The 25825-nt window shown below is 59.6% G+C and carries 23 protein-coding genes; 15 read left to right on the top strand and 8 right to left on the bottom strand.

Annotated elements, in window-relative coordinates; translation table 11 throughout:
- Positions 1-7 precede the first annotated feature (7 nt).
- Positions 8-847 carry a UTP--glucose-1-phosphate uridylyltransferase GalU gene (gene galU, locus AC0IXS_RS26530; RefSeq protein WP_004879673.1) on the bottom strand — a complete coding sequence of 280 codons (840 nt, stop codon included), beginning with the start codon at positions 845-847 and terminating at the stop codon, positions 8-10.
- 455 nt (positions 848-1302) lie between these two features.
- Between galU and AC0IXS_RS26525 the strand changes: the two genes are divergently transcribed.
- Positions 1303-1584 (top strand): hypothetical protein, encoded by a 282-nt coding sequence (locus AC0IXS_RS26525; RefSeq protein WP_004879674.1) that lies wholly within the window; start codon positions 1303-1305, stop codon positions 1582-1584.
- A gap of 48 nt (positions 1585-1632) precedes the next feature.
- On the opposite strand, the gene AC0IXS_RS26520 is transcribed toward AC0IXS_RS26525, so the two are convergent.
- On the bottom strand, positions 1633-1983 hold the full coding sequence (locus AC0IXS_RS26520; RefSeq protein WP_025993688.1) for a hypothetical protein: 351 nt from the start codon (positions 1981-1983) through the stop codon (positions 1633-1635).
- A 169-nt stretch (positions 1984-2152) separates the two neighbouring features.
- Here AC0IXS_RS26520 and AC0IXS_RS26515 point away from each other — a divergent pair, with 169 nt between their 5' ends.
- The 3 genes from AC0IXS_RS26515 to alkB are packed head-to-tail and all read left to right on the top strand — an operon-like array spanning position 2153 to position 3363.
- On the top strand, positions 2153-2458 hold the full coding sequence (locus AC0IXS_RS26515; RefSeq protein ID WP_449117189.1) for a DUF1883 domain-containing protein: 306 nt from the start codon (positions 2153-2155) through the stop codon (positions 2456-2458).
- 22 nt (positions 2459-2480) lie between these two features.
- Positions 2481-2660 carry a hypothetical protein gene (locus AC0IXS_RS26510; protein WP_025993687.1) on the top strand — a complete coding sequence of 60 codons (180 nt, stop codon included), beginning with the start codon at positions 2481-2483 and terminating at the stop codon, positions 2658-2660.
- A 25-nt stretch (positions 2661-2685) separates the two neighbouring features.
- A complete protein-coding gene (alkB, locus tag AC0IXS_RS26505; protein ID WP_057408959.1) occupies positions 2686-3363 on the top strand; it encodes a DNA oxidative demethylase AlkB in 678 nt (225 codons plus the stop codon).
- 17 nt (positions 3364-3380) lie between these two features.
- On the opposite strand, the gene AC0IXS_RS26500 is transcribed toward alkB, so the two are convergent.
- The 4 genes from AC0IXS_RS26500 to gnd all read right to left on the bottom strand — a co-directional run bounded on the left by AC0IXS_RS26500 (position 3381) and on the right by gnd (position 8678).
- A complete protein-coding gene (locus tag AC0IXS_RS26500) occupies positions 3381-5201 on the bottom strand; it encodes a glycoside hydrolase family 15 protein (RefSeq protein WP_122689980.1) in 1821 nt (606 codons plus the stop codon).
- Positions 5202-5348: 147 nt separating this feature from the next.
- Positions 5349-6179, bottom strand: a complete 831-nt coding sequence (locus AC0IXS_RS26495; protein WP_163014836.1) for an HAD family hydrolase — start codon at positions 6177-6179, stop codon at positions 5349-5351.
- Positions 6172-7704, bottom strand: a complete 1533-nt coding sequence (gene zwf / locus AC0IXS_RS26490; protein WP_449123987.1) for a glucose-6-phosphate dehydrogenase — start codon at positions 7702-7704, stop codon at positions 6172-6174. Before zwf ends, AC0IXS_RS26495 begins: the two co-directional genes overlap by 8 nt.
- Positions 7704-8678, bottom strand: a complete 975-nt coding sequence (gnd, locus tag AC0IXS_RS26485; RefSeq protein ID WP_029244568.1) for a phosphogluconate dehydrogenase (NAD(+)-dependent, decarboxylating) — start codon at positions 8676-8678, stop codon at positions 7704-7706. The genes zwf and gnd overlap by 1 nt, the downstream gene beginning before the upstream one ends.
- A gap of 311 nt (positions 8679-8989) precedes the next feature.
- Between gnd and AC0IXS_RS26480 the strand changes: the two genes are divergently transcribed.
- Positions 8990-9163, top strand: coding sequence for a DUF6026 family protein (locus AC0IXS_RS26480; protein ID WP_004879692.1), 174 nt, complete (start codon positions 8990-8992; stop codon positions 9161-9163).
- Positions 9164-9422: 259 nt separating this feature from the next.
- On the opposite strand, the gene AC0IXS_RS26475 is transcribed toward AC0IXS_RS26480, so the two are convergent.
- Positions 9423-9914 carry a GNAT family N-acetyltransferase gene (locus AC0IXS_RS26475; protein ID WP_057408963.1) on the bottom strand — a complete coding sequence of 164 codons (492 nt, stop codon included), beginning with the start codon at positions 9912-9914 and terminating at the stop codon, positions 9423-9425.
- A gap of 594 nt (positions 9915-10508) precedes the next feature.
- Here AC0IXS_RS26475 and glgA point away from each other — a divergent pair.
- The 10 genes from glgA (at position 10509) to AC0IXS_RS26425 (ending at position 24581) form a co-directional block, all read left to right on the top strand.
- Entirely contained in the window at positions 10509-12101 is a 1593-nt protein-coding gene (gene glgA / locus AC0IXS_RS26470) for a glycogen synthase GlgA (RefSeq protein ID WP_004879695.1), read from the top strand.
- A gap of 18 nt (positions 12102-12119) precedes the next feature.
- The gene (gene treZ / locus AC0IXS_RS26465) at positions 12120-13937 is read left to right on the top strand and encodes a malto-oligosyltrehalose trehalohydrolase (RefSeq protein ID WP_471826108.1); all 1818 of its coding nucleotides are present in this window, start codon (positions 12120-12122) and stop codon (positions 13935-13937) included.
- On the top strand, positions 13927-16005 hold the full coding sequence (malQ, locus tag AC0IXS_RS26460; RefSeq protein ID WP_057408965.1) for a 4-alpha-glucanotransferase: 2079 nt from the start codon (positions 13927-13929) through the stop codon (positions 16003-16005). Before treZ ends, malQ begins: the two co-directional genes overlap by 11 nt.
- Positions 16002-18785, top strand: a complete 2784-nt coding sequence (locus AC0IXS_RS26455) for a malto-oligosyltrehalose synthase (RefSeq protein ID WP_137203104.1) — start codon at positions 16002-16004, stop codon at positions 18783-18785. Before malQ ends, AC0IXS_RS26455 begins: the two co-directional genes overlap by 4 nt.
- Positions 18786-18802: 17 nt before the next feature.
- Positions 18803-19195, top strand: coding sequence for a DUF2934 domain-containing protein (locus tag AC0IXS_RS26450; protein WP_004879703.1), 393 nt, complete (start codon positions 18803-18805; stop codon positions 19193-19195).
- A gap of 157 nt (positions 19196-19352) precedes the next feature.
- Positions 19353-21536 (top strand): glycogen debranching protein GlgX, encoded by a 2184-nt coding sequence (glgX, locus tag AC0IXS_RS26445; protein ID WP_191954417.1) that lies wholly within the window; start codon positions 19353-19355, stop codon positions 21534-21536.
- Positions 21533-22570 (top strand): acyl-CoA dehydrogenase, encoded by a 1038-nt coding sequence (locus AC0IXS_RS26440; RefSeq protein ID WP_471826105.1) that lies wholly within the window; start codon positions 21533-21535, stop codon positions 22568-22570. Before glgX ends, AC0IXS_RS26440 begins: the two co-directional genes overlap by 4 nt.
- On the top strand, positions 22563-23336 hold the full coding sequence (locus AC0IXS_RS26435; RefSeq protein WP_057408969.1) for a PIG-L deacetylase family protein: 774 nt from the start codon (positions 22563-22565) through the stop codon (positions 23334-23336). The genes AC0IXS_RS26440 and AC0IXS_RS26435 overlap by 8 nt, the downstream gene beginning before the upstream one ends.
- Positions 23333-23956: an SAM-dependent methyltransferase gene (locus AC0IXS_RS26430; RefSeq protein WP_057408970.1), complete on the top strand. Its 624-nt coding sequence runs from the start codon at positions 23333-23335 to the stop codon at positions 23954-23956. Before AC0IXS_RS26435 ends, AC0IXS_RS26430 begins: the two co-directional genes overlap by 4 nt.
- Positions 23928-24581 carry a glycosyltransferase family 2 protein gene (locus AC0IXS_RS26425; RefSeq protein WP_471826103.1) on the top strand — a complete coding sequence of 218 codons (654 nt, stop codon included), beginning with the start codon at positions 23928-23930 and terminating at the stop codon, positions 24579-24581. The genes AC0IXS_RS26430 and AC0IXS_RS26425 overlap by 29 nt, the downstream gene beginning before the upstream one ends.
- A 39-nt stretch (positions 24582-24620) precedes the next feature.
- Here the strand turns inward: AC0IXS_RS26425 and AC0IXS_RS26420 are convergent, their stop codons facing one another.
- Entirely contained in the window at positions 24621-25691 is a 1071-nt protein-coding gene (locus AC0IXS_RS26420; protein WP_471826101.1) for an alpha/beta hydrolase family protein, read from the bottom strand.
- Positions 25692-25825 lie beyond the last annotated feature (134 nt).

Below are 25825 nucleotides of genomic sequence, written 5' to 3'. Positions count from 1 at the left end.
AGATGAATCAATAAGCCTTGCCAGTCTTGTAGAAGTGCTCGAAGCAGAAGTTGGTTGCTTCGATGTAACCTTCGGCGCCGCCGCAGTCGAAACGCTGGCCCTTGAATTTGTAGGCCAGAACGTTGCCTTCTGCAGCCTGCTTCATCAGTGCGTCAGTGATCTGGATCTCGCCACCTTTGCCTGGCTCGGTTTGTTCGATCTTCTCGAAAATGTCCGGCGTCAGGATGTAACGACCGATGATGGCCATGTTGGAAGGCGCATCTTCAGGCTTCGGCTTCTCGACCATGTCGGTGACGCGGAACAGGCCTGGCTTGATCTCGTCGCCAGCGATAACGCCGTACTTGTTGGTCTCGTTAGGATCAACTTCCTGAATCGCGATGATCGAGCAGCCATAATGGTTGTGCAGCTTGACCATCTGAGCCAGAACACCGTCGCCGTCCAGATTTACACACAAGTCGTCAGCCAGAACCACGGCAAATGCTTCATTGCCGATCAGTGGACGACCACTGAGGATCGCGTGACCCAGGCCTTTCATTTCGGTCTGACGGGTGTAGGAGAAGCTGCACTCGTCGATCAGCTTACGGATGCCGACCAGGTATTTTTCCTTGTCGGTGCCCTTGATCTGGTGCTCGAGCTCGTAGCTGATATCGAAATGGTCTTCCAAGGCGCGCTTGCCGCGACCGGTTACGATGGAAATCTGGTTCAGGCCTGCAGCAAGGGCCTCTTCTACACCGTATTGGATCAGTGGCTTGTTGACCACCGGCAGCATTTCCTTGGGCATGGCCTTTGTCGCTGGCAAAAAGCGAGTGCCGTAACCGGCTGCTGGGAACAAGCATTTCTTGATCATAAAAGTCCTTGATAAGGGCTGTTGGTGTTAACGGCGCAGTCTAATCAGGCGGCGGTCACCTTACAATGCCCGCCACAGGCCGTAGGATGTCATGGTAGAGGCACATGAGCGCAGATAGTTCCGCAAAAACGCTTATATAGCGACCATCGAACACAACCTGCCGAACCCCTGCACAGGCATGGCGTTTGCATTGAACTGCCTGCCCACACCATACACCGCCAGTTTACCGACGATGCACGCAGACCATGATCTGCCCAAGCGTAGCCGAGATATGTGTGCCCGATAAATGAATCCATCGATCACTCATCAGTTCCTAAAGAACCGGCTTCCAGCGGGATGGCAGAAAAGTGACGCGCTGTATTTATCCTTGAAACATGGCGGAACGATGGCACCGCTCGCCAGTCCAAACACCGCATCCGCCAGTCCGCTGGCCTTATTCTTCTGAAGCGAAAAACATGATCAGACTTTTGTCCATTATTGCCGTACTGGGCCTCACCGGCTGTGCCACCGCATCCAACACCTATCTGAAAAACGGCAAGCAGGGGCTGAGTATCGACTGCTCGGGCGAAGCCATGTCCTGGGCGAGCTGTTATGAGAAAGCCGACGCCTCGTGCGCAGGCACCGGCTACGAGATCGTCGGCACCGACGGCACACCACAGCCGGCAGAAAGCGAGAAAACCCTGGGCGTTGATGTCGGCAATTACAAAAGCCGCAGCGTCCTGGTCGTCTGCAAGTAAGCCGTTGATTCAGCCCGCCTCGGCATCAGGCTCGGCGGGCGGCCTCTATCAACCCGATATGCAGGCCTCTGCAGCATGCTGGACGTCGCGAAAGCGGATCGGCACATTGGCCAGACGCTCATAGACCTTGATCGAACTGCCTCCCGAGCGGGTTTCAACGTCAATCACTGCGGTCGGTGATTTGCTCATTTTCTGCGCGACAATCAGGCGCAGTCCTTCACGATGAGGCTCTACAGAAGGCTTCGAGCGACTGCTGCTGATCTTCTCGATGAAACAGTCTGCATACTCCTGGGGGTTCTTGCCCGAGATCACGCTCATGGTGGCAGGCGTATGCTCGATGTCATTCACCGTCGCGCAGCCAGTCATTGCCAGTGCCAGGATTACAACTGCCAGTTTCATACAATCCTCCAAATAAAGGTGGTACGACCTGCAACGGCCCGATTAAATTCCCGAGAAGCGTTTTTTTGTCCATAAAGGACACAATTAACCGCTTACCAGCGTCAACTGGCCTACGCCGCATGCTATCGTTTTGATTTTTCAGAAAAAGCCATTTTCCCCGGAGTTTTACATGAAATTCGTACACCAGCGTGAGCACCTGAACGAGGACGATCTGGTCGTCATCCAGTGCTCACAGCTCTGTAACATTCGCCTGATGAACGACGCCAATTTCCGCGCCTTCAAGAACGGCGGTCGTCACACTTATCACGGCGGTGCGTTCGATACGTTTCCGGCCAAGATCGCGGCGCCCAGCACCGGCTTCTGGAACATCACCATCGACACCACCGGACGCAAGCCCGATGCCAACCCGAGTCGTAAACCGGCCTTCACTCATTCCATCAAGATCGTACGTCGCTCGACCTCCAGCCTGCGCTGATACGCCGATACAAGGAATCGCCATGAACAGTCCCGCTCGCACCACCAAATACGCCGTCAGTTACAAACTCAACGGCGAGCGCCGCTTTGAATTCGCCCAGTTGCAATCTGCATCCGTTGAAGAAGCACGCGCTGCGCTGGAGAAGATGCATGGCCAGGGCGACGACCAGATCAGCGACGTGAAAGTCAGCAAGGCTCTGTAGACCGTAGCAGGTATTGAATCCGATCATGCAGCGCAAGACCGACCTTTCCGCTACCTTCGATCTGTTTGCCGGTGAAGAGCCCCAGCCCGCGTCCACCCTGCAGATAGGTCCCCAGTCATGGCTGTTTCGCGGCCTTGCCCTGCCTCTCATCGAACGGTTATTGCCCGCACTGAATGAAACGCTGTCCGATGCGCCGTTCAGACACATGGTCACGCCTGGCGGCCACACCATGTCAGCGGCGCTGAGCAGTTGCGGCTCGCTGGGCTGGGTTACCGATCCTCATGGCTATCGCTACAGCCACACAAACCCGCAAACCGGCCGGCCCTGGCCCCCAATGCCTGACATCTTTCTGGAACTGGCTCAAGACGCCGCGCAGAAAGCCGGCTTCGCCGACTTTGTGCCCGATGCCTGCCTGATCAATCGCTACACTCCCGGTGCGAAGATGTCCCTGCATCAGGACAAGGACGAACACGACCACCGCTGGCCGGTCGTGTCCGTATCACTGGGCATTCCCGCCGTATTCCAGTTCGGCGGCCTGCAGCGCAGCGACAAACCTGAGCGCATTTCGCTGTTTCATGGCGATGTGGTGGTCTGGGGCGGCGAAGACCGACTGCGCTTTCACGGGATACTGCCCGTCAAGCCAGCCGTGCATCCCCAGCTTGGCGAGCAGCGCATCAACCTGACCTTTCGCAAGGCTGGCTGACGCTTCTGCCGTGATAATCAGACGCAGCCGTCAATCCCGCCGGAAGTACGCGCCCTGGCAGGACACACCGTCCTGTGAAGGTTCAACGCGGTATTGATGATGCCGATGTGACTGAACGCCTGCGGGAAATTCCCGAGCATACGCCCAGCCTTCGGGTCGTATTGCTCGGCCAGCAGGCCGACGTCATTGCACAGGTCGCAAAGCCTGCCAAACAAGGCCGCCGCTTCGTCGGCCCTGCCCAGTAACACATAGGCATCGGCCAGCCAGAACGAACAGACCAGAAACGTGCCCTCGCTGCCCGACACGCCATCGACACTTCGCTCGCCGTCGTAGCGCAGCAACAGACCATCCTGCATCAACGTGCGCTCGATCTCGGCCACTGTGCCGATCACACGTGGATCATCGGCAGGCAGAAAACCGGTCAGCACAATCTGCAGCAGACTGGCATCGACCTCTTTGGCACCGTAGGTCTGCACGAAACTGTTCAATTGCGCATCGAAGCCGTTATTGCAGACGTCGGCGTGAATCTCGTCAGCCACGTGCCGGTAATGCCTGGCCAGCGCGCGGTCCTCGTCGCTCTCGGCCGCCTGAGCGATCTGCGTGGCGTTACGGTCGAACGCGACCCAGGCCATGACCTTGGAGTGCGTGAAGTGTCGAGGCTCGGAGCGGATCTCCCAGATCCCGGCGTCCGGCTGATGCCAGACCTTTTCCAGAAACGGCATGACCACTTTGGAGATCGCGACGCTGCGCGGATGACGTGGCATGCCGCCCTTGAGTGCCTGAATCATGGCATCGGCCACTTCGCCGTACACGTCCAGTTGAACCTGCGTGGCAGCACCGTTGCCGATACGCACAGGTTGCGAGCCTTCATAGCCGCTCAGCCAGGGCAGTTCGTATTCAGCCAGGCGTCGCTCACCGCCTACGCCATACATGATCTGAATCTGCTCCGGATTCCCCGCCACCGAGCGCAACAGCCAGTTACGCCATGCCGTCGCCTCCTCGAAGTAGCCCAGGTTCATGAAGGCCAGCAGGGTCATGGTCGCATCCCGCAGCCAGCAATAACGGTAATCCCAATTGCGCTCACCACCCAGTTGTTCGGGCAGCGAGGTCGTGACGGCAGCCACGATTCCGCCAGTCGGGGCGAAGGTCATCGCCTTGAGCGTGATCAGCGAGCGCTTGACCTGATCGGTCCAAGGGCCGACGTCGGGGCAGCGATCCGAAAACTCGCGCCAGTAGCGCTCGGTTTCTTCCTGCGCGTGCAGCGTATCGATGCTCGCCTGAACCGGCAGATAAGATGCCTGGTACGCCAGGGTGAATACCTTGCTCTCGCCCTCGACGACCTTGAAGTGGCTGGCAGTGTGATGATCCTGAGGGAGCAGCGGCGCCGGACTGCGCAACACGAGCATTTCCGGCCCTGCGACAGCAGTCAGCGTGTGCGGATCCTTCTTCTCGACCCAAGGCACGCTACTGCCGTAATCAAAGCGAATGGCCAGATCCATGTCGAACGCGACCTCTCCGGACAGACCTACCACTTTGCGCACGACATGCCCCGACGTGTTCATGGGCATAAAATCGACCAGCATCGCCCGACCCTCGCGGGTCTCGAACACGGTTTCCAGAATCAGCGTGCCGTCGCGGTAGCGCCGCTCTACGGATACGATCTCTGCATGTGGCGCGATCTTCCAGCGGCCATGGTCGCTGTCGCCCAGCAAGGCCGAGAAGCAGGAAGGAGAATCGAAACGCGGGAAGCACAGCCAGTCCAGCGACCCATCGCGTGAAACCAGCGCGGCAGTCTGACAATTTCCCAGCAGTGCGTAGTCTTCAATCAATGCGGCCATTCGTAATGCTCTGATTTATGAACAGTTGCCGTCATGAATACCCGCTCTTGTGAAGCCCACGCAAGTTAAATACAGACAAGGGAGATACAGACAAGAAATACAGACAGGTGAGATACAGCATCGCCGCCCCATCGGGCAGCGACGTTGTCAGCCTAGAATGTAACGCCTGATCGCGGTTGCGACACCATCCTCGACATTGCTGCCGGTGACATGATCAGCCTGACTCAGCACACCGGCCTCGCCCTGCCCCATCGCAATCGAAACACCGGCCTTGTGAAACATCGCCACGTCGTTGCCGCCGTCGCCGATGGCTGCCGTGTGCGCGAGGTCGACACCCAGGTAGTCGGCCAGAGCAACCAGCGCTGATCCCTTGTTGGCTTCCAGCGCCGTGACATCCAGGTAATAACGCTGCGAACGCGCCGCCAGCGCCAGTCCGTCGATGAGCGGATTCAGACGTGTTTCAAGCGTCTTCAGCAGTTCGAAGTCCTTGCTCGCGGCGACAATCTTGTCGACACGATCCAGATAGGGCTCGAAGCTACTCACCCGAACCGGCTCATAGCCCAGCGCATCGCGCTCATGATCGACGTAGTCACCTTCGGGATCGAGCAGCAGCCAGTCGTCATCGGCGAACACCCAGATCGAGACCTTCTGGGTCGCAAAGAGATCAAGACAGGTGCGTACTGCCGACGGGTCGATGCGGTGCGCCGCCAGCAGGCGGCCATCAGCGTGGGTAATGGTCCCGCCGTTGAACGCAACCGTTGGCAGCTCGATGCCCAGCGCCTCGATCACTTCACGCATCGCACGCGGCGGTCGACTGCTGGCCAGGGTGAAATGGACACCCGCCAGTTGCAGATCACGCACGGCGTCGATGTTGGCCTGACTCAGGCTGTGATCGGGGCGCAGCAACGTACCATCGATATCGGAAAGCAGAAAACGCACAGACCGTTCGGACACAGACACATCAGTGTGTTCAGACATTGAGTTCCCGCCATTCACGACCATCGCGGCTCAACAACTCGTCACCGACTTCAGGACCATCCTTGCCGGCTTCGTACAGCGTGACCTCGGGCTTTTTGGCCCAGGCATCGAGAAACGGCTGCACGGCACGCCAGCCGTTTTCGATATTGTCAGCACGCTGGAACAGCGTCTGATCCCCGGTCAGGCAGTCGTAGATCAGCGTTTCATAGCCGGTCGACGGCTGCATCTCGAAGAAGTCCTTGTAGGCAAAACCAAGCTCGATGTCTTCCATCTCCAGCGTCGGGCCAGGGCGCTTGGCGAACAGATCGAACCACATGCCTTCGTTGGGCTGAATCTGGATGCGCAGATAGTTCGGCTTGAGCCGATCCACCTCGGTATCGCGGAACTGCGCATAGGGCGCGGGCTTGAAGCAGATGGCGATCTCGGTACTGCGCGCGCTCATGCGCTTACCGGTGCGCAGGTAGAACGGCACGCCCACCCAGCGCCAGTTGTCGACCATGACCTTGAGCGCCACGAAGGTTTCCGTGGTGCTGTCGGCTGCCACGCGATCTTCCTGACGATAACCGGGCACCTTGCGGCCGGACATCTCGCCTTCCGCATACTGACCGCGTACCGAATTGGCCAATGCCTCTTCTTCGCTCCAGGGACGAATCGCCCCTACCACCTTGGCCTTTTCGCCGCGCACGGCATCAGCGCCAAAGGCAGCCGGTGGCTCCATGGCAACCATCGCCAGCAGCTGAAACAGATGATTGGGCACCATGTCGCGCAGAGCACCGGTGTTTTCGTAGAAACTGCCACGGGTTTCAACCCCGACCGTTTCCGCAGCAGTGATCTGCACATGGTCAATGTAATGATTGTTCCAGAACGACTCGAACAGGCCGTTGGAGAAACGGCTGACCAGAATGTTCTGCACCGTTTCCTTGCCCAGGTAATGATCGATGCGATAAATCTGCTTTTCGCTCATTACCTTGAGCAGGCAATTGTTCAGCTCCACCGCACTGGCCAGATCGGAGCCGAAAGGCTTCTCGATCACCACGCGACGAAATCCGCCTTCGGTTTCCTTCAACAGACCGGACGAGCCCAGACGCGTCGCCACTTCACTGAAGAAGCGCGGTGCCGTCGCGAGGTAGAACACCGCGTTGGCAGAGCCGGTGCTCTTTATCTTGCTTTCGATGTCCCGGTAAGTGGAGTCATCCAGAAAGTCGCCCTGCACATAACTGATTCGCTCGGCAAGCTTGCCCCACAATTCGGGGTCCAGAGGATCCTTGCCCGACTCGGAGACCTTCGCGGCAGATTCGTCACGAATGAAGTTTTCAAGCTTCTTCGCAAAATCGGCGTCGCTGATCGCGTTGTGATCGACACCGACAATGTGCAGGCCTGAGTCAACCAGACCGTCACGCGCCAGATTGTAGAGCGCCGGCATCAGCAGGCGTTTGACAAGGTCCCCGTGCGCACCGAACAGAAACAGCGTTGTTGGCGGTGCGACGTCGGCTTTTTGCTCGGATGTGCCGCGTGACAGGCCCATTACTTGGGTTCCTTGTGACCACCGAAACCAAAGCGCATGGCCGACAGCATCTTGTCAGCGTAGGAGCTGGTCTGGCGGGAGCGGAATCGCGCGAACAGCGCGCTGGACAATACAGGAACCGGAACAGCCTGCTCGATGGCGGCCTCGATGGTCCAGCGGCCTTCACCGCTGTCGGCAACCGAACCGGAGAACGCATCCAGCTGTGGATCGGTGGCCAGTGCGTCGGCGGTCAGGTCCAGCAACCAGGACGAGACGACGCTGCCACGACGCCACACTTCAGCGATGTCCGCAGTGTTCAGGTCAAAGCGCTGTTCGGCTGGCAGATGTTCGGAGTTCTTCTGCTTGAGCAGATCGAAGCCTTCCGCGAAGGCCTGCATCATTCCGTACTCGATGCCGTTGTGGATCATCTTCACGAAGTGACCGGAACCGGCGGGGCCGGCATGAATATAGCCATGCTCGGCACGGTGATCGGTAGAATTGCGATCCCTGGTGCGCGGAATATCGCCCATGCCCGGCGCCAGCGTGGCGAACAGCGGGTCGAGACGATCAACGATCGCTTTCTCGCCGCCGATCATCATGCAGTAACCGCGCTCCAGCCCCCAGACACCACCGGACGTACCAACGTCCACGTAGTGCAGGCCCTTGTCGGTGAGCTCCTGCGCACGACGGATGTCGTCTTTATAGAACGTGTTGCCGCCGTCGATGATCACGTCATCGGGCTCAAGCAACTGGCTCAGGATCTGAATCGTGTCCTCGGTCGGTGCGCCCGCTGGCAGCATGACCCAGATTGCACGCGGAGCCTGCAGGGCACCCACCAGTTCGGCCAGATCGGCTGCTGGCGTCGAGCCTTCATTGGCCAGGGCGCTGCGTGACGCTTCGTCACGGTCATACACCACGGTGGTGTGACCATCGAGCATCAAACGCCGTGCGATATTGCCGCCCATGCGGCCCAGTCCAATAATCCCAAGTTGCATGAAGTTGCTCCTAAACTCGTAAAAGGGGCCTCACTTGTCGTCCAGCGCTTCAACAGTCAGTGAGCATGCTGGTTAGTCAAGCGAGACAGAACGTCGGTTCCCCTGAGGGAAGTGACAACAGCGGTGCTGCCAGTGAGTGCATTTTGTCGCGATCGATAAACGTTCGCGACCATGAAAAATAAAAAAGTTCCAATTTAACGCAAAAGAAATCAGAATCTGTGCCGATAGAGAGGTTAGCAGCGGCCACTCAGGGATTGATAGTCATTGCCACGGACCTTTCCAGGTTGAATCCACCATTTGCGAGGTGAGCAATGGGCACTGTACTACCAGCACTGGCACCACAAACCCTGTATGTGACAATCCGCCGCGACGAACTGCGTGCGTTGAAAGAAGAACGTGAGCAACTGCAGAAGAAGGTCGCTCATCTGAGCATGATGCTTCAGCAAACCCAGCTGACTTCTTCCGGTACAGCTCTACAGCTCTGAAGATTCACCCCCTGCGCCATGACCGCCCCGAGGCAAGCCCGATCCGCTGGCTTGCCCGCCTGATCTCCTCCCCGCCTTTCCTCTTCGACTACGCCAGCAAGCAGCCTTAATCAACGGTCCCGCAAGCTTTTCCGGATCAGACAGTGCGCGCATTTTGCGCCAGTTCGGTTTCGCGGGCCAGACACATTTCGCAACGCCAGAAACACTGCCACCGCCTCAGAACGCTGTACGAAGCCCTGATCTGACAGCGCCGCCACGATTACAGCGTCTTTTGCCAGAACATGGCGCGGCCCATTTCCGGGTTCAGCTGATAGCTGTCGAAACCGACCTTGCGATACGCTGCCTGCGCGACATCGTTGCCTTCCAGCACCTCGAGCGTCAGCTTGCAGCACCCGCGCTGACGCGCAATCTCTTCGACCTTGGCGAGCATTTTCTGGCTGATACCTTTACCGCGGTGTGCGGCAATGACCGCGACATCGTGGATATTGACCAGGGGACGACAGGCAAAGGTGGAAAAGCCTTCGAAGCAATTCACCAGCCCCACAGGCTCACCGGCGATGAATGCCAGAACGCTGAATGCATGAGGCCGCTTGGCCAGTTCGATCGCCAGTTGCTGGCGCGTATCGCTCGACAACGGCTTGCCCGTACCCATGGCATCCAGCGCATATTCGTTCAAGACGAACCCGATCGCAGCTGCGTGTACCGGATTGGTGTAACTCGCCTGCAGTACCAACACCTCTGGGCCTTCCATTTCCATCCCCGTCAACCAATGAGTCTTCATACAGCGTTTACGATGAGGCCTGCGCAATCAATGGCAGGCCAAAGGACCGTGATTCTATCCCGCCCTGCTCCAAAATGTTCCAGCACAGATGTAGGAAGTTTCTTCTGGTGCTCGTGAATTGACCATTGCCTGCACCTGGAAAAGGCAGCGCGCACCCATTCAGCCGAAAAAAGCAGAAAAGGCCTGGGTATTTTTCGCAAAATGAATGGGATCCCGTTGATTGTCGAACAATCCGACGGCCGGTCATCACCCGATAAGTTCGTCGAACGCCGCCCTGAAAAAGCGCAGGCATTGCACCGGCGATGCCCGCAAACAGGCCGCCAAGCCTTGCTCCAGACGACCGCCGGTAAAATACTCGAAACTTCTCCAAAAGCGCCGGGTCAGGTGAATAGAGCGCCTATGCTGTTGGCTTATTGCCCGCAATGCCTCCATCACGTTGCATCGCTGCTATGTATAGTCCAAGTCGGTACTGTTTTTGCGTAGTGCAGGTGCACGTACCCGGCCATAGGAAATGGCCAATAAAAATCATGTGATGCACCAACACTGTTTTAACGGGAGAAAACGATGATTAGCGCCGCTGTCAAAACCCAGAAGGGAGAGAGTTTTAATCAGCCGGCCAGCGAGCTGACTCATCTGCCGGTTTTCGCTACGACGAGCGTTCCACTGCTACAACTGCCGACTTCGACTTCACAGCCCACACTTTCCCAGGTCAACAAACGCAAAGTCCTGTTTGTGACTTCAGAACTGGCTGACCTGGTGAAAACCGGGGGGTTGGGCGATGTGTCTGCTGCCTTGCCGCGAGCCATGCGTCACCTGCACGATGTCCGTGTGCTGATACCCGGCTACCCGCAAGTGATCAATAGCGGCAACCCTATTCATATCATCAGCCAGCTGGGCGGATATGCCGGGCTGCCTGCGTGCAAGGTCGGGCGTATGGACATGAAGGACGGTCTGGTCATTTATGTCCTGATCTGCCCTGAACTGTATGAGCGTGAAGGCACGCCTTACGCCGACCGCCACGGCCGTGACTGGTCCGACAACCACATCCGTTTTGCGCGCCTGGGTCTTGCCGCTGCAGATTTCGCAGCAGGCGCAGTGAAAACCCAATGGTGCCCCGAGCTGGTTCACGCCCACGACTGGCCTGCCGGTCTGGCCCCTGCCTACATGAAATGGCGCGGCCAGACCACGCCCAGCATCTTCACCATTCACAACCTGGCCTACCAGGGCACTGTAAGCACCGGTTCAAGCCGCGAGCTCGGTATCCCTGACGAAGCCCTTCAGGCCGAAGGCATGGAATTCTACGGCAAGCTGTCGTTCATCAAGGCGGGCATGGCGTACGCGAACCACATCACGACGGTCAGCGCGACCTATGCCAGGGAAATCACCACCCCCGAATTCGGCTGCGGCCTGGAAGGTTTCCTGCAGAGCAAGGCCGAGAAGGGTCAGCTGAGCGGTATTCCCAATGGCATCGACGCCAGCTGGGACGCCTCCACCGACGAACACCTGATCTGCCACTTTGCGCCCAATGAATGGCTGCGCAAAGAGATCAACGCCGACTACGTCCGTGAACTGTTCGACCTCGACGCCTCCACCGGCCCGCTGTTCGCAGTCGTCTCGCGCCTCGTGTACCAGAAAGGCCTGGACCTGACGATCGGCGTGGCAGAGCACATCGTCAACAATGGCGGCCAGATTGCAATCATTGGTCGCGGCGAGCCTGAAGAAGAAGACGCCATGCGCGCGCTCGCAACGCGCTTCCCGGGTCGCATCGGTGTGCGTATCGGCTTCAACGAAACCGATGCCCGACGCATGTTCGCAGGCAGTGACTTTCTGCTCATGCCTTCCCGTTACGAGCCTTGCGGCCTGAGCCAGATGTACGCCCAGCGCTTCGGTTCGCTGCCGGTGGCCCGCAACACAGGCGGGCTGGCAGACACCATCGAAGACGGCGTGACAGGTTTCCTGTTCAATGAATCGACCGTGGAAAGCTACACCGAAGCCCTGAACCGCGCGTTCCAGGTATTCGCTCACCCAGAGTTACTCAATGCCATGCGCTGCCGCGCCATGGCCGCCCCGTTCAACTGGCACCAAGCGGTAGAGCCCTACGCAGAACTGTATCGCGATCTGTTGAAGAAAAATGCGGGTGCTTCAATTCACTACTAAGGAAAAAGGGGTCAATGGATGCCTCTGCGCACAGAAAACAGCTGGCGCCACGGCGCCGTTTTGGTAAATCCCGAACTCACCCGGTTTGCCCTCTGGGCACCGGATGCCCACGAGGTCACGCTTGAACTGGAGGATGGTCAGTCACTGGCCATGACCTCTGAGCCTGAAGGCTGGTTTGCTCTGGAGGCCCGCTGCAAGGCGGGCACCCGGTACCAGTTCAACATCAACGGGGAGCTCAAGGTCCCCGACCCCGCTTCCCGCGCTCAGGCTGACGACGTTCACTCACACAGTGTTGTCGTCGACCCGCTTGCTTACCAGTGGAAGAACACCGACTGGAATGGCCGTCCCTGGCACGAAGCAGTCATTTATGAACTGCACGTTGGAGCATTGGGAGGCTACGCAGGTGTTGAAAAACATTTGCAGCATCTGGCCGATCTTGGTGTAACTGCCATAGAACTGATGCCTTTGGCGCAATTTCCCGGCGACCGCAACTGGGGCTACGACGGCGTGCTGCCCTACGCGCCGCAGTCCTCCTACGGCACGCCCGAGCAGCTCAAGCATCTGATCGACACGGCGCACGGGCACGGTCTGGCGGTCATTCTGGACGTCGTCTACAACCACTTCGGGCCGGATGGCAATTATCTGGGCAGTTACGCCAAGGAATTTTTCCGCAGCGACCTGCACACGCCGTGGGGCGACGCCATCGACTTCCGACGTCCGCAAGTACGTGACTACTTCGTCGACAACGCACTGATGTGGCTGCTCGAATACCGTTTTGACGGCCTGCGCATGGACGCCGTGCACGCGATCCGCGACGAAACGTTCCTGCCCGAATTCGCCGAACGCGTACGTGAGCAGATCGAACCAGGTCGACACGTGTGGCTGAATCTGGAAAACGAATTCAACCAGGCCAGCCTGCTCGCCGACAAGGGTTTTGACGCCCAGTGGGATGACGATGGGCATAACACGCTGCATGTGCTGCTGACCGGCGAAACCGACGCCTACTACTCGGATTTTGCACAGGAGCCGACACAGAAGCTGGCACGCCTGCTGAGCGAGGGCTTCGTGTATCAGGGCGAACAGACCCGACACGGCCACACACGCGGTGAGCCCAGCGGCCATCTGCCGCCCAGCGCTTTCGTGCTGTTTCTGCAGAACCATGACCAGATCGGTAACCGCGCGCTCGGCGAGCGCCTGCCGCAACTCTGCCCCGCTCCTGCACTCAGGGCGGCCACCGCTCTGTTGCTGCTGTCGCCAATGATTCCGCTGATGTTCATGGGTGATGAATGGGCGGCCAGCGAGCCGTTTCTGTTCTTCACCAGTCATCATGGTGAACTGGCGGATCTGGTGCGCGAAGGTCGACGCAATGAATTTGCCGATTTTGCCGCATTCGCCGATCCAGAGCGTCGCGAACACATTCCCGATCCTAATGATCCGAAAACCTTCGAAGCCTCGCGCCCAGCTTTTGCAGCGCTGGACCTGGAAACGGACGCAGGACTGGATCATCGCAGCTGGCTGGCGCTCTATAAACAATTGCTGGCCTTGCGTAAGGAAGAAATCATTCCACGCCTGCCCGGTGCCAGAGCGACAGGCACCAGGATTCTGGCGGATCATGCCGTCAGGGCGTCATGGCGCATGGGCGACGGCAGTGTGCTGCGCATCGACCTGAACCTGAGCGGGGAAGCTGTCAACGCTTCGCAACAGAAAGGTGCGAGAGTGATTTTCTCCACGCAGCCAAAATCGTCCGAACTTTCACATCAAGGCATCCTCAATCCATACACGGCGATTGTCAGCCTGACAGACCGTGATGTTCTGGAGAAACAGGATGAGCAATGAGCAATTGGAAAGGCTTGCCACCGAAGCAGGCCTGTCGGTGCACTGGGTCGATGCCAACGCTCGTCCACAGACGGTCAGCCACGATGTGTTGCGCAAGGTTCTAGAGGCGCTGGGCTATCCGGCCGATGGCAGCGAAGCCATCGATGCCAGCCTGCAGCGCTTGCAGGCCGCCCGCGAGGGCGCAGGCGCACCGCCGCTGTTGACTGTCGATCAAGACTGCAAGCTGGACCTGTCCGCCTGGTTCAAGCCCGAGACGCCCTTTACTCTGCATCTGGAAGACGGCTCATCACTGGACGCCAGACTGACTGCCAACGCCGAGCTGCCCGCCCTCGCGCCGCCGGGCTATCAGCAACTGGACATCGAGGGGCAACACCTGACCATCGCCGTCGCACCCAAGGCCTGTTTCAGCATGTCCATGGCCACCGACACACGCAAGCCTCGTGCATGGGGCCTCACGGCCCAGCTGTACGGATTGCGGCGCGAAGGTGATGGCGGTTTCGGTGATACACAGGCACTGGAATCGCTGGTCCGCTCAGCGGGCGAACGAGGCGCCGATGCGCTGGCGATCAGTCCGATTCATGCCATGTTCGCCAGCGACCCGCATCGCTACAGCCCTTACTCGCCTTCCAGCCGACTGTTTCTCAACAGCCTTTACGCCTCGCCGGGTGCCATTCTGGGCGAACGGGCCTGGCGTCAGGCAATCGAAGACGCCGGCGTTGCCGATGAACTGAAACGCCTGGAGGCCCTGCCGCTGATCGACTGGCCCGCTGCTGCTGCCGCCAAGTGGAAAGCGTTGCACGCGTTGTACGAAGCATTCAGTGCCGGTTCGCACCCTCTGCACGAAGACTTCAACAGCTTCCGCCACAGTGGTGGTGAAGCGCTGGAAAACCATTGCCGATTCGAAGCCTTGCGCGCTGAATGTCAGGGCATGGGCATCAGCGAAAACTGGCACGAGTGGCCCGATGAGCTGAAAGATCCCCGCAACCCGGCAGTGTCGGCATTCGCGGCTGAACATGGCCCGCAGATCAGTTTTCATGCCTTTACCCAGTGGCTTATTGCTCGCGGCCTTGAGCGTGCACAGGTCGCTGCACGCAGCAGTGGCATGCGCGTCGGCCTGATCGCCGACCTGGCCGTCGGTGCCGATGGCGGCGGCAGCCAGGCCTGGAGCCGTCAGGACGAATTGTTGTCGGCCCTCACGGTTGGCGCGCCGCCTGACATCCTGAATCGCGCCGGGCAAAGCTGGGGCATCTCGGCGTTTTCTCCCGACGGCCTGAAGCGCAACGGTTTCCGCGCTTTCATTGAGATGCTGCGCGCCAATTTTGCCCATGCAGGCGGTCTGCGCATCGACCATGTGATGGGCCTGCAACGCCTCTGGGTGATACCGCTGGGCTCGCCACCCAGCGAAGGCGCTTACCTGAACTTTCCGCTGGACGACATGCTGCGTCTGCTGAGCCTGGAGTCGCTGCGTCATGAGGCGATCGTGCTCGGCGAAGACCTCGGCACGGTGCCTGAGGGCCTTAGCGAAAAACTCAGCGCCCGCGAGATGCTGGGCATGCGCGTGCTGTTGTTCGAACAGAACAACGGCTCTTTCAAACCGATTCTGGACTGGTCCGACGAGGCACTGGCTACCACCAGTACCCACGACCTGCCGACGCTGGCCGGCTGGCTCAGCGAACTGGACATCGAATGGAATGCGCGACTGGGTCATGTGGACGCGCAAAGCGAGCAGCACTGGCGCGAAGAGCGTGCGCGTGAGTACAACGCGCTGCGTCGGGCCTTGAGCCAGAGCAATGACGGCTTCGATGAAAACACTGAAGACCCGGTGCAGATCATCGATGCCAGCATCCGCTACCTGGGCCACACCCGTGCGCCGCTGGTGCTGCTGCCCATCGAAGACGCGCTGGGCGTTCAGGAGCAGGCCAACCTGCCCGGCACCATCGACAGCCACCCTAACTGGCGCAGACGCCTACCCGGCGATGCCGCCTCACTCCTTGATAATGAAGATGCTGCTCGACGACTGGAATTGCTGTCCCAATCCCGGCTGCAAGCTGCGGAGCGTGACCAATGAATCGCCCTTTACAACCGTTGAGAGCCACACAACGTCTGCAGTTTCACAAAGACTTCACCCTGGATGATGCGGTGCCACTGGTGCCGTACTTTGCCAGTCTGGGCATCAGCCACCTGTACGCGTCGCCGATTCTCAAGGCGCGCGCTGGCTCCATGCACGGCTATGACGTGGTGGATCCGACCATCATCAACCCCGAGCTGGGCGGCGAGCCCGCCCTGCTCCGTCTGGTGGCGGTGCTGCGTGAGCATGGCATGGGCATGATTCTGGACATCGTTTCCAACCACATGGCAGTGGGCGGTGCAGACAACCCGTGGTGGCTCGATCTGCTTGAGTGGGGACGTCGCAGTCCGTACGCCGACTTCTTCGACATCCAGTGGAATTCACCGGATCCGTTGCTCGCCGGTCAGTTGCTGCTGCCTTTTCTGAGCAGCGATTACGGCACGGTACTGCAAGCAGGCGAAATTCCGCTGCGCTTCGATGCACAGCGCGGTGCCTTTCATATCGAGCATTATCAGCACCACTTCCCGATCTGCCCGACAACCTATGACTCGCTGTTACAGCACACTGACCACCCGAAACTGAAAGAACTGGGTGAGCGTTTCGCAGCACTGAACCAGTATCCACAAGCGTACGAACGAGCACGTCAGGCCAAGGCAGAGCTCGCCGAACTGGCGAACGATCCGCAGGTACTCAAGGCCATCGAACAGGTCATTGCCCGATTCGATTCCAGTCAGTCTGAAGGTTTTGATCGTCTTCACCAGCTGCTGGAGCGTCAGTACTATCGTCTGGCGAGCTGGCGCACCGCAGGTGACGACATCAACTGGCGGCGTTTCTTCGACATCAACGAGCTGGGCGGCTTGCGTGTCGAGCGTCCGAATGTCTTCGAAGCCACCCACGGCAAGATATTCCAACTGATCGCCGACGGCCTCATCGACGGCCTGCGTATCGACCACATCGACGGCCTGGCCAACCCGCGCGGTTACGGGCGCAAGCTGCATCGTCGCGTCCAGGGACTGTTGAAGCAGCGACCGGCCGAAGCCAGACTGAATCATCTGCCGATTTTTGTAGAAAAGATTCTTGGCCCTGACGAACCCCTGCGCGAAGACTGGAGCGTGGACGGCACGACCGGCTACGAATTCATGAACCAGGTGTCGCTGCTGCAACACGACCCCAAGGGTGAAGCCCCATTGGGCGCGCTGTGGAGCCGTCTGAGTGAACGTACCGCCAACTTCGATGAGGAAGTGCTGGTGGCGCGTGATCTGGTGCTGCATGGCACGCTGGCGGGCGATTTCGAAAACGTTGCGCAGTCGCTGCTGCAGGTAGCGCGCAGCGACCTGATGAGCCGTGACCTGACGCTGGGGGCGATTCGCCGCGCACTGCTGGCTCTGATCGTGAACTTCCCGGTGTACCGCACCTACATCACCGTCTGCGGGCGTTCGGCAGAAGACGAGCGATTCTTCCAGCAGGCCATGGAAGGTGCACGCTCAAGCCTCAACGAAGGTGACTGGCCTGTGCTGGATTATCTCGCGCGCTGGCTGGGTGGCGAGCCTTGGAGAAAGCTGCCGCGTGGCCACCTGCGCAAGCTGTACAAGAACGCGTGCGTGCGCTTCCAGCAGTTGACCTCCCCTGTGGCGGCAAAATCGGTGGAAGACACCTCGTTCTATCGTTCTGCCGTGCTGCTGTCGCGCAACGATGTGGGCTTCCACCCGCAACATTTCAGTGCGCCGGTTGAAGAGTTTCACAAGGCATGCATCCAGCGCATCGAGACATTCCCGGACAATCTGCTGGCCACTGCGACCCATGATCACAAGCGCGGCGAAGACACCCGTACGCGCCTGGCGGTACTCAGCGAATGTGCCGACTGGTACGCCGAGCAGGTCGAGCGCTGGCGCCAGCTGGCAATGCCGCTCAAAGGTGAAGAGCCTGTGATCAGCGCGGGTGATGAGCTGATGCTCTATCAGGCGTTGCTGGGCAGTTGGCCGCTGGATCTGGAAGGCGAGCAAGCTCACGAAGACTATGCAAAGCGCATGGTGCAATGGCAGGAAAAGGCCCTGCGCGAAGCCAAGCTGCAAAGCAGCTGGAGCGCGCCGAACCAGCCTTATGAAACGGCGTGCCGAGAGTTTCTGCAACGCATCCTGCTGGCCCCTGAAGCCCTCGCGCTGCGCCAGTCCCTGAGTGCCACCGCCAATCGCATTGCCACTGCCGGTGCGCTCAATAGTCTGGCGCAAACCTTGCTACGCTTGACGGTGCCCGGTGTGCCTGATCTGTATCAGGGCACCGAGTTCTGGGATTTCAGTCTGGTCGACCCGGACAACCGCAGGCCTGTGGACTACGCTGCTCGGCAACAGGCTCTGACAGAGAATGTCAGCGCACCCGAGCTGTTGACTCACTGGCATGACGGCCGGATCAAACAGGCGCTGATTGCAGCGGCGCTCAACGTGCGTTCCGGGCATCCGACGCTGTTCAGCGAGGGGGAATACCTTCCTCTGGAAGTGAAAGGCAGTCATGCCGAAAGGGTACTGGCGTTCGCGCGGGTAACGGCGAACGAGCGTGCAATCGTGGTGGTGCCGCGCATAAGCAGTGAACTATTGGGCACTGCGCAGGCTCCATTCATTAATCCTGCTCAATGGGGCGACACACGTATCAGCGTGCCGTTTGCAGATTCAGATCAGCAGTGGAAAGGCCTCTTTTCCGACGTCGTCGTGATGAGTGATGGGGAAATACCGCTCAGCGCAGCGCTAGAAGAATTTTCCGTCAATTTGCTTATTCAAACTATGTAATACCTGGGAGTGTCGAGATGAGTGCCGACGAAAAAAGAATCCGTGAATTTGCCTATCAGATCTGGGAGTCCGAAGGTAAGCCTTCCGGCCACGATGCACGTCATTGGGAAATGGCGCGCAAGCTGGCGGAAGCAGAGGCCCTGGCTCCGGACAAGAGCACTGCGCGCAAATCCAACAAGCCCAAACTGCCGGAAGTCGACAGCGCCAAGGCACCCGCCAAAGGCCCGGCCAAGCCGGTAGCCAAGGCAGTACCCGATGCCAAACCTGCTGCCAAACCCGCAGCGTCCAAGCCGGCAGCGGCTCCCAAGCCAAAAGCCCCGGCCAAGCCTAAACCGGCTCCTGTGGCCGCTTCGGGTGATGCGCCAGCCAAGCCTGCACCGAAGAAACCACGCAAGCCATCGAATACTTGAAACTCTTCTGTCTTCACACAAGTCCATTGTCGCAGGCCTCATCCGGTTCCCGGTGAGGCCTGCGGTAACTCCAAACTTTAACTTCAGTGTTGAAGCCCGCTCGGCTTCGATAACGGTTTCGGCCGCTTAGAAAATCATTCGACGTCAGGAAGGCACCATGAATACGAAGTCCACAACAGCGGCAGATGAAAGTTCGGCCACACCAGAAAACCCTGCCAGTACCCCGTCACGTATCCGTGAAGGACTTCCCTTCCCGCTCGGTGCCAGCTGGGATGGCCTGGGCGTCAACTTCGCGATCTTCTCGGCCAACGCCACCAAGGTTGAGCTGTGCCTGTTCGACGCCTCGGGCGAAGTGGAACTGGAACGCATCGAGCTTCCGGAATACACCGACGAGATCTACCACGGCTACCTGCCGGATGCTCACCCGGGCCTGATCTACGGTTACCGTGTATACGGACCGTACGACCCGCAGAATGGCCACCGCTTCAACCACAACAAGCTGCTGATCGACCCGTACGCCAAGCAACTGGTCGGCGAGCTGAAATGGTCGGAGGCCCTGTTCGGCTACACCATCGGCCACCCCGACGGCGACCTGAGCTTCGACGAGCGTGACAGCGCGCCTTTCGTACCCAAGAGCAAAGTCATCGACCCGGCATACACCTGGGGCCGTGACCAGCGCGTCGGCATCCCGTGGGACAAGACCATCGTCTACGAGACCCACGTGCGCGGTTTCACCATGCGTCACCCATCGGTCCCGGAAGAGCTGCGCGGCACGTTCGCGGGCCTGGGATCAGCCGACGTGGTCGATCACATCCGCAAACTGGGCGTGACGTCGGTCGAGCTGCTGCCGATCCATGCGTTCGTCAATGACCAGCACTTGCTGCAAAAGGGCATGACCAACTACTGGGGCTATAACAGCATCGCGTTCTTCGCCCCTGATCCACGTTACCTGGCACACGGCAAGATCGCCGAGTTCAAGGAAATGGTTGCGCACATGCACCATGCCGGGCTCGAAGTGATTCTGGATGTGGTCTACAACCACACCGCCGAAGGCAACGAGCTGGGCCCTACCCTGTCCATGCGCGGTATCGACAACGCGTCGTACTATCGCCTGATGCCGGATGACAAGCGCTACTACATCAACGATTCCGGCACCGGCAACACGCTGGACCTGAGCCACCCGTGCGTTCTGCAGATGGTCACCGATTCCCTGCGCTACTGGGCTTCGGAAATGCATGTCGACGGCTTCCGCTTCGACCTGGCAACCATTCTGGGTCGCTACCACGATGGCTTCGACGAGCGTCACAGCTTCCTGGTTGCCTGCCGTCAGGATCCGGTCCTGCGTCAGGTCAAGCTGATTGCCGAGCCATGGGACTGTGGCCCCGGCGGTTATCAGGTCGGCGGCTTCCCGCCGGGCTGGATGGAATGGAACGACAAGTTCCGCGACACCGTTCGCGCCTTCTGGAAAGGCGATGAAGGTCAATTGGCCGACTTCGCTGCACGCATGACAGCCTCCGGGAACATGTTCAACCAGCGCGGTCGTCGTCCTCAGGCGTCGGTGAACTTCATCACCGCGCATGACGGCTTCACGCTGCACGACCTGGTGTCGTACAACGACAAGCACAACGAGGCCAACGACGAAAACAACCAGGACGGCAGCAACAACAACGTGTCCTGGAACCATGGCGTCGAAGGTCCGACCGAAGATCCGGAAATCAACGCGCTGCGTCTGCGTCAGATGCGCAACTTCTTCGCCACCCTGCTGCTTGCTCAGGGCACGCCGATGATTGTCGCCGGTGACGAGTTTGCCCGTACCCAGCATGGCAACAACAACGCCTACTGCCAGGACAGCGAAATTGGCTGGGTGAACTGGGATCTGGATGGCGACGGCGAAGCACTGCTCAAGTTCGTCACCCGCGTGATCAAACTGCGTCAGAGCTATCCGATCCTGCGTCGTAGCCGCTTCCTGGTGGGCGATTACAACGAGGAAATCGGCGTCAAGGACGTGACCTGGCTTTCGCCGGACGGCAACGAAATGACCGTCGATCAATGGCATGACGGCAATGGCCGTTGCCTGGGCATGCTGATGGATGGCCGCGCGCAGGAAACCGGTATTCGTCGTCCGGGCGCAGATGCCACGCTGTTGCTGGTGGTCAACGCGCACCATGATGGCGTCAACTTCACCCTGCCGGAAGTACCGGAAGGCACGCATTACACCTGCCTGATCGATACCAATCAGGACGATGCGCGCAGCAAGGAAACCTTCGGTTTCGGCAGCGAATACACCGTCACTCCACGCTCGCTGCTGCTGTTCGAACTCAAGCGTGAAGATCAGCAATGACCCAAGCCTTGAGTGAGTTTCTCGACTGGCGCAGGCACGGCTATGCCGATATGCGTGCGCTGGGCGAGTGCTTGCAGGCATTGGTCAACGAAGGGCTCGACCGGATCCCCCTGCCTGCCAGCGGCCAGACGCTTGAGCGCTGGCAGGCACTGGCCTGCGTTGCAGGCCATGATCTGGGGTTATGCAAGTTGTACGAGGGGCACACGGACGCCATGGCAATCATGGCGGAAGTGGGTGCCCCGCCCCCTGAACAATTCAGTACCTGGGGAATGTGGGCGGCCGAGCCGCCCCAGGCCCGGGTACTTCTCAGCGGCGAAGACGATTCGCTGAGACTCAATGGACGCAAGGCGTGGTGCTCGGGCGCTTCGGCGCTCAGCCATGCCCTGATCACCGTATGGGACGACCATCAGCGTCAACAACTGGTGGCAGTGCCGCTGGGCCAGCCGGGCGTGACAATCGGCACCGATGGTTGGCGCGCCGTCGGCATGGGCGCGACCGGCAGTGTCGACGTGCTGTTCGAACAGGCCACCGGGTACCTGGTCGGCACTCCCGGCGACTACCTGAACAGAGCAGGCTTCTGGCAAGGCGGCATTGGTATCGCGGCCTGCTGGTATGGCGCCTCTCGGTCCATCGCACAACGATTGCTGCAACAGCCAGGCAAGCGCGACGATCCCCATGCGCTGGCGCACTTGGGCGCAGTGGATACAGCGCTTCATGGTGCATCCAGCGTATTACAGGCAGCGGCTGTCGAGATCGATCACACGCCGCTTGGCGACGCTCAGTTACTTGCCAGACGCTGTCGCGCAGTCGTCGAACAGTGCGCCGAGCAGGTCATTCAGCACGCAGGTCGCGCATTGGGTGCAGGCCCTTACTGCAAGGATGCGCACTTTGCTCGCCTGAGCGCTGATCTTCCGGTGTTCCTGCGCCAGAGCCATGCCGAACGGGACCTCGCCGCGCTTGGCGAACAGGTCCGTACTCATCTCCCGGCTGCCAGTACCTGGTCGCTGCTCAAACAGGCTGTCGATCATGGGTGAAGGTTTCGTTGTCAGTGAGGACGATTCGGGGCGCGGCACGCCGCTGGAAGCCTGGAACGCATCGAAGAAACTGGGGGCGCTGGCGGCAATCACGGCTGACCTGCTGGTGCCGCCCAACTGCAGGGCGGTCATCATTGCGCCCCACCCTGACGATGAAGTGCTGGGCTGCGGCGGCCTGATGCGGCAACTGGCGCAACTGGAGCGCACGCTGCTGCTGATTTCGGTGACTGACGGCACCGCGAGCCACCCTGGCTCGCCGTTATGGCCTGTGCCGCGTCTGAGCGCGATCCGGCCACAGGAAAGCGCCGAAGCGCTCGAGCGTCTGGAGATTCCACAGGACCGACTGGAGTGGATTCGTGGCGGGTTTCAGGACGGCGACGTCGCCACCGATGAAGACCGTCTGGTCGCCCTGCTTGAACAGCACCTCTGCCCCACCGATGTGGTGTTCGCCACATGGTCGAAAGACGGTCACGGGGATCATGAGGCGGTTGGCCGCGCCGCCGCACGTGCCTGTGTGACCACTGGCGCGCAGCTGCATGAAATCCCGATCTGGGCCTGGCATTGGGCCGACCCGGAAGACGAACGTCTGCCGTGGGATCGGGCGCGCAAGGTGCTGCTGGACCCGCAAACCATCGCTCGCAAGCGTGACGCTGCCCATGCCTTTGCCAGCCAGTTGCAGGGCGACCCCGGCATCGGTTTGTCGCCGGTATTGCCGAACAGCGTATTGGAGCGTTTGCTGCAACCTTTTGAAGTGGTTTTCACATGAGCGTGGCCGATAGCTATTTCGACGAGCTTTTTCGCAACGACAGCGATCCGTGGGCGTTCAAGCAACGCTGGTACGAGCGACGCAAGCGGGCGCTGTGCCTGGCTGCGCTGCCCAACGAACACTACGCCGCTGTCTTTGAACCCGGTTGTGCCAATGGCGAACTCAGCGCCGGACTGGGCACACGCTGCGATGCACTGTTGTGCTGTGATACCTCGCAGCGCGCGGTCGAGCTGGCTCGCGAGCGACTGATCGACGTTCCCCACGCTCGCGTGGTGCAGGCGCGCCTGCCGCAGCAATGGCCGGAAGGCCGGTTCGACCTGATTGTGCTCAGCGAACTGGGGTATTACCTGGATCTGGACGATCTGCACCGCTGTATCGACTGCGCGCTGGAAGCGCTCACGCCCAACGGCCAGATCCTCGCCTGCCACTGGCGGCCTGACATCGAAGATTGTCCATTGAACGCACAGCGCGTCCACGACGTGTTGAACGAGCGGCTCTCCATGCACCGACTTTTCAGTCATCACGAACAGGATTTCCTGCTGGATCTCTGGAGTCGTGATGACACATCTGTAGCAACAAGGGAATTTGCGGATGATCGGCGTTCTGATTCCGGTACATAACGAAGAGCGGTTGCTGGACCAGTGCCTGGAAACGGTCCTGATGGCTGCAGCGCACCCGAGCCTGAACGGCGAACGGGTCGAGGTGTTGGTGGTGCTCGACAGCTGTACCGATCAATCGGCAGAAATCGCCCGTTTCTATGGCGTCATGACCCTCGAAATTCAGGCGCGCAACGTTGGCCAAGCCCGAGCGCTGGGTGCCGCCTTTCTGCTCGACAGAGGTGCCCGCTGGCTGGCTTGTACCGATGGCGACAGCAGCGTGGCCTGTGACTGGCTCGCCGAACAACTGGCGCTGGATGCCGACGCAGTCTGTGGCACCGTGACACCTGGCGCGTGGGATCACGGCGTTTCCAAGGCGGCACAGACCGCTTACAACGCGCACTACCAGCACCGCGACGGGCATCGCCACATCCACGGTGCCAACCTCGGCGTCAGTTCGATGGCCTACCTGCGTGCCGGTGGATTCCCCGCAATGGCGTGCCACGAAGACGTGCATCTGGTTCGCCAGCTGGAGCTCTGTGGTGCACGCATCGCCTGGAGTTGCCGCCCGAGAGTTACCACCAGCACCCGGCTGGACTCCAAGGCCCGGGGCGGATTTGGGGATTACCTGCGGTCGTTGAACCCCTGAGTCTGACGCATCGCTGTCTTGCGCCATCGAGCATGAAGCTTATTGATGATTCGCTGTTTGCATCCCGGAATTATCGGAACCTGACGCGCCCAGCGTACTAGTGAAAAATCTGACTGCTTCGGCACTTAGAGTGCGATGAATATCTGCCCGGTCTACACCTTCGCGATCGTTGCACACCATGGGCATAGTCGCCCGCTGGTCATCGGTGCAGGGTGCCATGAACACGAAGTGCCCTGCCCCAGCCAGCAGCTTGTAATCCGGCGCCTGCGGCAACTTGCGCGCCAGTGCTTCAGCGTTCTTGTCCAGCGCCAGCAACTGGTCATCGTCCCCTGCATACATCAGCACCGGAACATGCACATCACCCAGCGTCTGCCTGCCAAACATCAGACTGAGCGGCGCCATCAACATCAACGCACCGACCCTTCGGTCAGCCTGCGGGTGCAGGTCTTTACGGTCTGCCACCAGTTGGCCCTGAGTCTTGCAGGCGTCGCGGTCTGTAGGTCGTTCGGTGCAGTATTGTTGCAGGCGTTTCAGGTCCGGCTGCGCGCCTGCCAGGATGAGTGCGGTTTCACCACCAGCCGAATAACCGATCACACCCACCTGACGTGCGCTGAGATAAGGCGCAAGCATGGGGTCCGTCAGCGCGGCGCTGATGGCTTCTGAAATCTGCAGAGGTCTGCCGTAAAGATTGCTCAGGCTGCCGAGACGGCTGTGGTCTCGGTAGTTGTCGCCGGGATGGACAACCGCCACGACAACGAAGCCCTGACGAGCCAGCGAGGTCGCCAGATCGTGCAACGCCAGCGGCGTGCCGGTGTTGCCATGAGACAGCATGAGCAACGGGAACCGCCCCAAGGCAATGGCTGCGTCTTCACTGGCCTCCACTCGATAACCCTGCACGTTACTGACTTGCTCGGGATCGGTGGACGGATAGAAAGCAATGGCCTGCATCGGCTGGGAATCCAGGGGATCGACAAAACTCAGCTCGTGATAGCCCGCGCTCCATTCGCTGTCTGGCAGCACGTTATCGGTGACGAAGTCGTCAGCCTGAACGTGCACCGAAATCAGGCTATCCAGCAGACAAACCAGCATCACTGCACAAAGACGTACCATGGCAAGGCCCAACCTTTGTAAGTCCCGGCAGATGCCGGACAGTCCATTCATGCGCTTGTGTCGAGCTTCATGCTCCAGCGCCCCGCTCTCACAGAAAATGAGAGTGCCTATTGCAGAAATAGTGCATAAGCCGG

Source organism: Pseudomonas sp. AC016, assembly GCF_979253365.1.
The sequence above is the reverse complement of the archived record's forward strand: the minus strand, read 5'-3'. Positions and strand labels throughout refer to the sequence as shown.

Bases quoted from the DNA above. Each gene is read 5' to 3' on its own strand.
- galU (WP_004879673.1), bottom strand. From the start codon at position 847: ATGATCAAGAAATGCTTGTTCCCAGCAGCCGGTTACGGCACTCGCTTT.
- AC0IXS_RS26525 (WP_004879674.1), top strand. From the start codon at position 1,303: ATGATCAGACTTTTGTCCATTATTGCCGTACTGGGCCTCACCGGCTGT.
- AC0IXS_RS26520 (WP_025993688.1), bottom strand. From the start codon at position 1,983: ATGAAACTGGCAGTTGTAATCCTGGCACTGGCAATGACTGGCTGCGCG.
- AC0IXS_RS26515 (WP_449117189.1), top strand. From the start codon at position 2,153: ATGAAATTCGTACACCAGCGTGAGCACCTGAACGAGGACGATCTGGTC.
- AC0IXS_RS26510 (WP_025993687.1), top strand. From the start codon at position 2,481: ATGAACAGTCCCGCTCGCACCACCAAATACGCCGTCAGTTACAAACTC.
- alkB (WP_057408959.1), top strand. From the start codon at position 2,686: ATGCAGCGCAAGACCGACCTTTCCGCTACCTTCGATCTGTTTGCCGGT.
- AC0IXS_RS26500 (WP_122689980.1), bottom strand. From the start codon at position 5,201: ATGGCCGCATTGATTGAAGACTACGCACTGCTGGGAAATTGTCAGACT.
- AC0IXS_RS26495 (WP_163014836.1), bottom strand. From the start codon at position 6,179: ATGTCTGAACACACTGATGTGTCTGTGTCCGAACGGTCTGTGCGTTTT.
- zwf (WP_449123987.1), bottom strand. From the start codon at position 7,704: ATGGGCCTGTCACGCGGCACATCCGAGCAAAAAGCCGACGTCGCACCG.
- gnd (WP_029244568.1), bottom strand. From the start codon at position 8,678: ATGCAACTTGGGATTATTGGACTGGGCCGCATGGGCGGCAATATCGCA.
- AC0IXS_RS26480 (WP_004879692.1), top strand. From the start codon at position 8,990: ATGGGCACTGTACTACCAGCACTGGCACCACAAACCCTGTATGTGACA.
- AC0IXS_RS26475 (WP_057408963.1), bottom strand. From the start codon at position 9,914: ATGGAAGGCCCAGAGGTGTTGGTACTGCAGGCGAGTTACACCAATCCG.
- glgA (WP_004879695.1), top strand. From the start codon at position 10,509: ATGATTAGCGCCGCTGTCAAAACCCAGAAGGGAGAGAGTTTTAATCAG.
- treZ (WP_471826108.1), top strand. From the start codon at position 12,120: ATGCCTCTGCGCACAGAAAACAGCTGGCGCCACGGCGCCGTTTTGGTA.
- malQ (WP_057408965.1), top strand. From the start codon at position 13,927: ATGAGCAATGAGCAATTGGAAAGGCTTGCCACCGAAGCAGGCCTGTCG.
- AC0IXS_RS26455 (WP_137203104.1), top strand. From the start codon at position 16,002: ATGAATCGCCCTTTACAACCGTTGAGAGCCACACAACGTCTGCAGTTT.
- AC0IXS_RS26450 (WP_004879703.1), top strand. From the start codon at position 18,803: ATGAGTGCCGACGAAAAAAGAATCCGTGAATTTGCCTATCAGATCTGG.
- glgX (WP_191954417.1), top strand. From the start codon at position 19,353: ATGAATACGAAGTCCACAACAGCGGCAGATGAAAGTTCGGCCACACCA.
- AC0IXS_RS26440 (WP_471826105.1), top strand. From the start codon at position 21,533: ATGACCCAAGCCTTGAGTGAGTTTCTCGACTGGCGCAGGCACGGCTAT.
- AC0IXS_RS26435 (WP_057408969.1), top strand. From the start codon at position 22,563: ATGGGTGAAGGTTTCGTTGTCAGTGAGGACGATTCGGGGCGCGGCACG.
- AC0IXS_RS26430 (WP_057408970.1), top strand. From the start codon at position 23,333: ATGAGCGTGGCCGATAGCTATTTCGACGAGCTTTTTCGCAACGACAGC.
- AC0IXS_RS26425 (WP_471826103.1), top strand. From the start codon at position 23,928: ATGATCGGCGTTCTGATTCCGGTACATAACGAAGAGCGGTTGCTGGAC.
- AC0IXS_RS26420 (WP_471826101.1), bottom strand. From the start codon at position 25,691: ATGGTACGTCTTTGTGCAGTGATGCTGGTTTGTCTGCTGGATAGCCTG.